The sequence below is a fragment of the Bacillus sp. SG-1 genome, from assembly GCF_000181495.1.
Lineage (GTDB): Bacteria > Bacillota > Bacilli > Bacillales > Bacillaceae_B > Rossellomorea.
Genome location: NZ_ABCF01000021.1, coordinates 35,027 through 41,975, shown reverse-complemented (window position 1 = coordinate 41,975; position 6,949 = coordinate 35,027). Strand labels below are relative to the sequence as shown.

Here is a 6,949-nt window from a genome sequence, read left to right as displayed (position 1 = left end):
AATGTCCGAGTGTCCTTGCCCGCAAGCGTGAAGCATGTGTCATCAGCTGCTCATAGGCAGGATAAATAAATCCGAGGAACTGGATTTCTGCTACAGGGATAAAACCGTTCGCCGCCATGCCGATTGCTGCACCAATAAAGCCCGCTTCACTTAAAGGCGTATCCATGACCCTTTCCTCTCCGAACTCTTCCTGTAATCCATCTGTTGCCCGGAATACGCCCCCGTTTTTACCAATGTCCTCACCAAGGAGCAAAACATTTTCTTTTTCCTTGAGCATGACCCGCATGGCGTCCGTAATGGCCCCGACCATTGTCAGCTTATTTGTTTTTACCGCCGTTTTCATTATCCTTCACCCCTTAACTGCTGGAGCAGCAGGTCTTTTTGCTCAGAAATTGTCCATGTCGGCTTTTCAAATACATAATCGAATATCACTTTCGGATCTGCTTCCGGATAGCTCTCTAATTCCTCTACAGCCTGATCCATTTCTGCCGTATATTCTTTTTGGACAGAATCAGCCCACTCCTGATCCCACCAGCCTTGCCTTTCCATGTAACGCTGAAGTCGGGCAATTGGATCTCCAAGCTTCCTGCGTTCATCACTTTCTGACTGATCCCTGTATTTCGTCGGATCGTCGGCCGTCGTGTGAGCGCCATATCTCCACGTCACCGCCTCAATCAACGTCGGACCTTCACCATTCCTGGCCCTCTCTAAAGCTTTTAACGTTTCAAAATAAACCGCAAAAATGTCATTCCCGTCAATGCGCACTCCCGGGATATCATACGCCAGTGCCTTTTGCGCAATGGTTTTGGTTTTCATCTGCTTCTTGATGGGTACAGAGATAGCAAATCCATTATTTTGATTAAAAAAGACAACCGGCGCATTGAGGACACTTGCGACATTGAGGCCTTCATGAAAATCGCCTTCAGATGTCGCACCATCACCAAAGTATACGATGGCCGCATTTTTCGTGCCCTTCCTCATTTCAGCGTATGCAGCACCGGCCGCATGCGGGAGCTGCGTGGCAATCGGAATGCCCGGCGGAAATATCTTTTTCCCTTGAGGTGGAACGCAGCCTTCATTCCTGCCTTTCCAAAATAAAAGAATGTTTCTCAGCGAGTGCCCGAACGTCATCGCTGCACCATGATCCCTGTAAGAGGGAAACATCCAGTCATCTTCTTTGAGTGCAGCAGAACTGCCGACCTGTGAAGCCTCCTGACCCTCAAAAGGAGCATAGGTCCCAATTCGCCCTTGTCTCTGTAAGCTTATGGCTTTCTTATCGAATGTCCTGATCCTGACCATATGACGGTAGAATTCCTTAGCCAATTGTTCAGTGATACCGGGATCTTTGTCTCCCAGCAGAGTGCCATCGTTATCTATTATTCTCTTAATCGGAAACTGTTCTTCCATTTCTTCACCTCTATCTCTGGACTGAATCATGTCCGTACTGACCACTTTGGTCTTTTCATATGAGAGAAAAAGCTGTTTCGGCGTGAACGCGTCTGGATAAGATTTTCGCAATAGCGGTTTGCAGCCTCTTCAGATGTAATGCCTTCTCTTTCGGCCTGGGCATAAATTCTCTGTAAGGAATTATAAATCGTCCGTGTTTTCTGCAGGACACGTTCCTTATTCGGTTCATACAACTCGTCTGCCACCTGGATCAGGCCACCGGCATTGACAATATAATCAGGTGCATATAGAATACCTTTTTCATGCAGCCTTTTAGCGTGCTTCGTGTCCATAAGCTGATTATTGGCTGAGCCAACGACCGCTTTCACCTTCAACTTTTCTACGGTATCGTCATTGATGATTCCACCGATTGCGCATGGTACGAACACATCAGCATCAACTGAATAAATTTCCTCGCCGGACACCACTTTGATTCCAACACCTTTTTCATTCGCCCTGGATACCAAAGCATCGATTGCATGCTGATTAATATCTGTAATGTATAGTTCAGCCCCTTCATCCATCAGGCGTTCTGCTACTTTAATGCCGACTTTGCCAAGCCCCTGAATGGCATAGCTCCTGGCTCCCAAATCTTCGGTTCCCCAAACCGTTTTGTTCGTGATTTGAAGTCCGTAAATGACTCCCATTGCGGTTGGTATGGAAGAATCACCGCTGCCGCCGTACTCCTCGTCTACCCCGACGATGCAGTTCGTCTCTTTCAGCGCATAGATGAAGTCTTCTGGTGTCGTCCCCATATCGGTTCCCGTATAGAATCTGCCATTCAATGATTCTACGAATTGGCCGAAAGCACGGAACAATTCGGGATTCTTATCTTTTTGGGGATCGCCGATGATGACCGCTTTTCCCCCGCCAAAATCAACATCCGCTGCCGCACATTTATAAGTCATGCCTTTAGATAACCTCAATACATCTTCCAATGCTTCATCAACTGATTTATATGGCCTCATCCTGCAGCCGCCCAAAGCCGGCCCAAGTGTCGTATTATGTATGGCTATGATCGCCTTCAAACCGGTCTCTTCATCATTACAGAAAACCACTTGTTCATGCTCACGAATTTTCTCAAACATATCCATGAAATCATCTCCTCATACCCTTTGTTTGTAACCGCTTACAAATTCCGACTAACAATATCGGAATCAATCTCCCTATTTCCCCATCATCCTGATTCTTTCTTTCGGCAGGATAACCTGCTTCACTTCCCCTATTCCTATCAGACCATTTTCATTTCTGGCTTCTGCTTTCGTTATCACAATGTTTGATTGCAGCTCCGTCAATGTTGCTGTGATGGTGACGGTTGTGCCTTCACTGCTGGGAGCGATATGTTTCATGGAAACAGCCCCTCCCATTCCTTCCTCGTTTTCTTCCAGAAAGGGAAGGATGATTTTTCTCGAAGCCCATTCCATATGATAGACCATTGATACGGTCGAGTAGACCGGGTGCACAACTTCCCCGTCAAATTGGGCAAACATATCAGGAGTCACCGTGACAGTCACGGAAGCCGTCTGTCCCACCTTCATGCCAGACTTCATATTGACCCTCCTTTTAAACACCATTTCTCACAAAAACATATAACGTTAATTCAACGATATAATAACATTTTGTATAATAAATAGTCAATCAATTGTAAAAATTAAAAACATTATAACTTCATTATATCATTCATATACTTGTAGAATGGGATAATCGTTCTGATATTGGATTCATTTTTTGATTATTTTCAGGGATTAAATCAGTGATCAAGGGATAGGTTTGGCTTGGAAATGTTACCCTTCACCAGCTAAATCTGCGATCAAGGGGCACGTTTAGCTCTTAATCGTGCCCCTTCACCAACCCAATCTGCACTCAAGGGGTACGTTTAGCTCTTAAACTTTACCCTTCAACAACTCAATCTGCACTCAAGGGGTACGTTTAGCTCTTAAACTTTACCCTTCAACAACTCAATCTGCACTCAAGGGGTACGTTTAGCTCTTAATCGTTACCCTTCAACAACCCAATCAGCACTCAAGGGGTACGTTTAGCTCTTAAACTTTACCCTTCAACAACCCAATCTGCATTCTAGGGGCACGTTTAGTCTTAATCGTGTCCCTTCAACAACCCAATCAGTGCTCAAGGGGTACGTTTAGCCAGGACCCAACCCATACCTTATGCAAAGCAACTCTCAAATGATTAGGATTCAAGACCCCAAATCTCTAATAATCTAAGTCGCCGGAAGTTCCTAAATATGCAGTCAAACAAAAAAAGGATGGGGTCTCCATCCTTTTGTCATCAGGCAAGAATTGCTTTGTCGCTTGCCATTTGTGTTCCTCTGATTCTTTGAAACTCTTTCAATAGTCCTTCCACAGTCAGGTCCTTTTTCTGATCTTCATTTACTTCCAAAATGATTTCGCCTTTATCCATCATGATCAATCTGTTGCCAAGGTCGATGGCCTGCTGCATATTATGAGTTACCATCAATGTCGTCAAGTTGTATCTGGCGACGATTTCCTTTGTCAGGTTGGTAATCAGCGCTGCACGTGAGGGATCCAGTGCCGCGGTATGCTCATCCAGCAGGAGAATGGACGGTTCTGTAAATGTTGCCATCAGAAGGGACAGAGCCTGGCGTTCCCCACCTGAGAGAAGGCCTACTTTGGCATTCAAGCGGTTTTCCAGATTAAGGTGCAAAGATTCCAGCACCTCTTTGAAGTATTCTTTTCTTTTTTTGGTGACACCGCTTTTCAGCGTCCTTCTTTTATTTCGTGCATAAGCCATTGCGAGATTTTCTTCAATGGTCATTGTCGGGGCAGTGCCTGCCATTGGATCCTGGAACACCCTTCCAATCAATTTGGAGCGCTTGTATTCCGAAACCCTCGTCACGTCATTGTTATCAATGATTACTTCGCCAGTATCAGGGGTAAGGACTCCGGAGACCATGTTCATCAGCGTGGACTTTCCTGCACCATTACTCCCGATGACCGTTACAAAATCACCAGGGTTCATTGTCAGGCTTACATCCCCCAGTGCTACTTTTTCATCAGGTGTGCCTTCATTGAAAATCTTATGAATCCTATTTAATTGTAACACTGCTATCATCCTTCCCCTTTGGACTTAAAGCGAGCTCCTGAAGCCGCTGGGCCTGTTTTGCAGCCTTACGTTTCTTTTCTTTGTAACGATCCATAACTTTCGGCAAAATAAGTGCCAGGATGACGATAGTCGCTGTGATCAATTTCATATCACCTGTTTCCAAGAATTCCACTCTCAGCGCCATACTGACCACAATCCGGTAGATGATGGCACCGCCAATGACAGCAAGTGTCGTTCTGACAATCGTTTTAGTGCCAAATAAAGCTTCTCCGATGATAACCGACGCCAAACCGATAATAATCATCCCGATTCCCATACCTACATCTGCAAATCCGCTGTACTGGGCAATCAAGGCTCCGGAAAGGGCTACCATCGCATTCGAAATTCCAAGCCCTAAAATGATTAGTATGTTGGTATTGGCGGAAAGGCTTCTGATCATCCTCTGGTTGTCCCCAGTTGCTCTGAGGGCTAACCCGATTTCCGTCTTTAGGAATCTGTCTGTCAGGAATTTAATCAGGAAAGTCACGAGTATCATGAAGAACAGAATTCCCCACGTACTTGGCACAAACTCACCTAAACCGACAGCAGTAAACATACTTTCCATTGCTGAATCAATCCCGAGCTTAGCCCAAAAGCTTTCAACGTGTGTAAAAGAAGTATCCTGATTTAAAAGCGGTACATTTGATTTCCCCATGATCCTCAAGTTGATCGAGTAGAGGGCAATCATCATCAAGATTCCGGATAAAAGTGCATTAATTTTTCCAAACGTATGAATAATTCCGGTAATACAGCCGGCTATAAAACCAGCCAGAATAGATACCAGTGTCGCCACAAAAGGATTCACACCACTTACAACAAGTGTGGCAGCAACTGCCGCCCCTGTTACAAAGCTCCCATCAACAGTCAAGTCTGGAAAGTCCAGTATCCGGAAAGATAGATATACTCCAAGCGCCATAATGGCGTAGATGATTCCTGATTCAACGGAACCAAAAATTGCGGTAAACATGATGTATCACCCTTCCTTATTCTAAAGCTCTTTTCTTGTATCTTTTCAATAAGAATTTTGAAAGACATCACCCTGATTACCTTGAAATATCTTGGTAAGCAAAAAAGAAAAGGGCTACTCTCTCTTTTCAAAGAGAGAGTATTTGTAATCAGGGGAAAAATCCGGCTTGGGATTTTTCCGAAAGTAACAATTTACACGAGACAACCTATTCTAAAAACTCTACCAGATCTGCCCAATCATCCTTGATTTCTACTCCCTGTTCTTCAGCAGCCGCCTTGTTAACTGTCAAGACAGCGTTTTCAGGAGTTTCCACGTTAAGTTCTGATGCTTTCTTCTCACCGTTCAAAATCTTCACTGCCATGAGACCCGTTTGATATCCAAGGTCTTCATAGCTGAACCCGCTCGCTGCTACACCGCCGCGTTTGAGGGAATCCAATTCACCTACGAATAACGGAATGTCTTTGTCGTTCGAAACAGAAATGACAGACTCAAGTGCCGATACAACTGTGTTGTCCTTAGGAATATAAATGGCGTCCACTCGTCCAACCAAAGATTCAGCTGCCTGTTTTACTTCTGCAGAAGTGGAAATGGATACTTCTACAACTTTCGCGCCTTTTTCTTTAGCGATTTCGTTTACTTGCTTAACTTGAACTTCTGAATTCTGTTCTCCTGAGTTATAAATAACACCGATTGTCTTAGCTCCTACTTCATCAATCATAAAACCGACCGTTTGCGGAATCGCATTTGGATTTGTATCTGTTGTGCCAGTGATATTATCACCAGGCTTATCGAAAGCTTCAACTAACCCTGCCCCAACCGGGTCCGTTACGGATGTAAACACAATAGGTATTTCCTTCGTTTCATTCAGAACATGCAGTGCACTTGGAGTTGAGTTCGCAAATATCAAGTCCACTTTGTCGCCTACAAGCTTTTTAGCGATACTCTGTGAGTTGCTTTGATCATTTTGGGCATTCTGAACATCAAACTTTACATTTTTCCCCTCTTCGTACCCATTCTCAGCCAGAGCTTTCTTGAATCCTTCATAAGCTGCATCCAATGATGGATGTTCTACAATCTGGGTAACCCCGATTGTATACTGCTTGTCTCCAGATGCGGCATCTTTATCATTTCCGCAACCTGCAAGCATCAGTGACCCTGCCAAAACAGAACTTAATAATAGCAAACTCTTTCTCAACTGAACTCCCCCTTGTTCTACAAAGAAATATTTATATATAGGGGCGTGTACCCCTCTATACCAAAAAGCTTAAACGAAATAGACTTTAGCGCTTTAGTGTGATATAAAGTAATATCATCGTAATTACAACGTTATAGTATCACCGAAGTTGCGAGAAAGTCAACAATATTCCGAAAATTAAAAATTGTTATCATTATATAATGTTTTCCTATTGGTTTCTA

6 protein-coding genes and 1 pseudogene are annotated in these 6,949 nt (G+C 44.2%); all 7 read right to left on the bottom strand.

Translation table 11 applies throughout. The features are described from left to right. A pseudogene (locus BSG1_RS10945) lies at positions 1-343 on the bottom strand (alpha-ketoacid dehydrogenase subunit beta); the annotation flags it as partial. Then, positions 343-1,407 (bottom strand): pyruvate dehydrogenase (acetyl-transferring) E1 component subunit alpha, encoded by a 1,065-nt coding sequence (gene pdhA / locus BSG1_RS10940; protein ID WP_044022759.1) that lies wholly within the window; start codon positions 1,405-1,407, stop codon positions 343-345. The gene pdhA and the pseudogene BSG1_RS10945, both read right to left, overlap by 1 nt. Positions 1,408-1,433: 26 nt before the next feature. Next, positions 1,434-2,540, bottom strand: a complete 1,107-nt coding sequence (locus BSG1_RS10935) for a Leu/Phe/Val dehydrogenase (protein ID WP_006837083.1) — start codon at positions 2,538-2,540, stop codon at positions 1,434-1,436. Between the two features lie 72 nt (positions 2,541-2,612). Then, positions 2,613-2,996 carry a thioesterase family protein gene (locus BSG1_RS10930; RefSeq protein ID WP_044022756.1) on the bottom strand — a complete coding sequence of 128 codons (384 nt, stop codon included), beginning with the start codon at positions 2,994-2,996 and terminating at the stop codon, positions 2,613-2,615. 736 nt (positions 2,997-3,732) lie between these two features. Next, entirely contained in the window at positions 3,733-4,527 is a 795-nt protein-coding gene (locus BSG1_RS10925; RefSeq protein WP_044022755.1) for an ABC transporter ATP-binding protein, read from the bottom strand. After that, a complete protein-coding gene (locus BSG1_RS10920; protein ID WP_006837080.1) occupies positions 4,511-5,533 on the bottom strand; it encodes an ABC transporter permease in 1,023 nt (340 codons plus the stop codon). Before BSG1_RS10920 ends, BSG1_RS10925 begins: the two co-directional genes overlap by 17 nt. 205 nt (positions 5,534-5,738) lie before the next feature. After that, positions 5,739-6,728, bottom strand: coding sequence for an ABC transporter substrate-binding protein (locus tag BSG1_RS10915; RefSeq protein WP_044022754.1), 990 nt, complete (start codon positions 6,726-6,728; stop codon positions 5,739-5,741). Positions 6,729-6,949 lie beyond the last annotated feature (221 nt).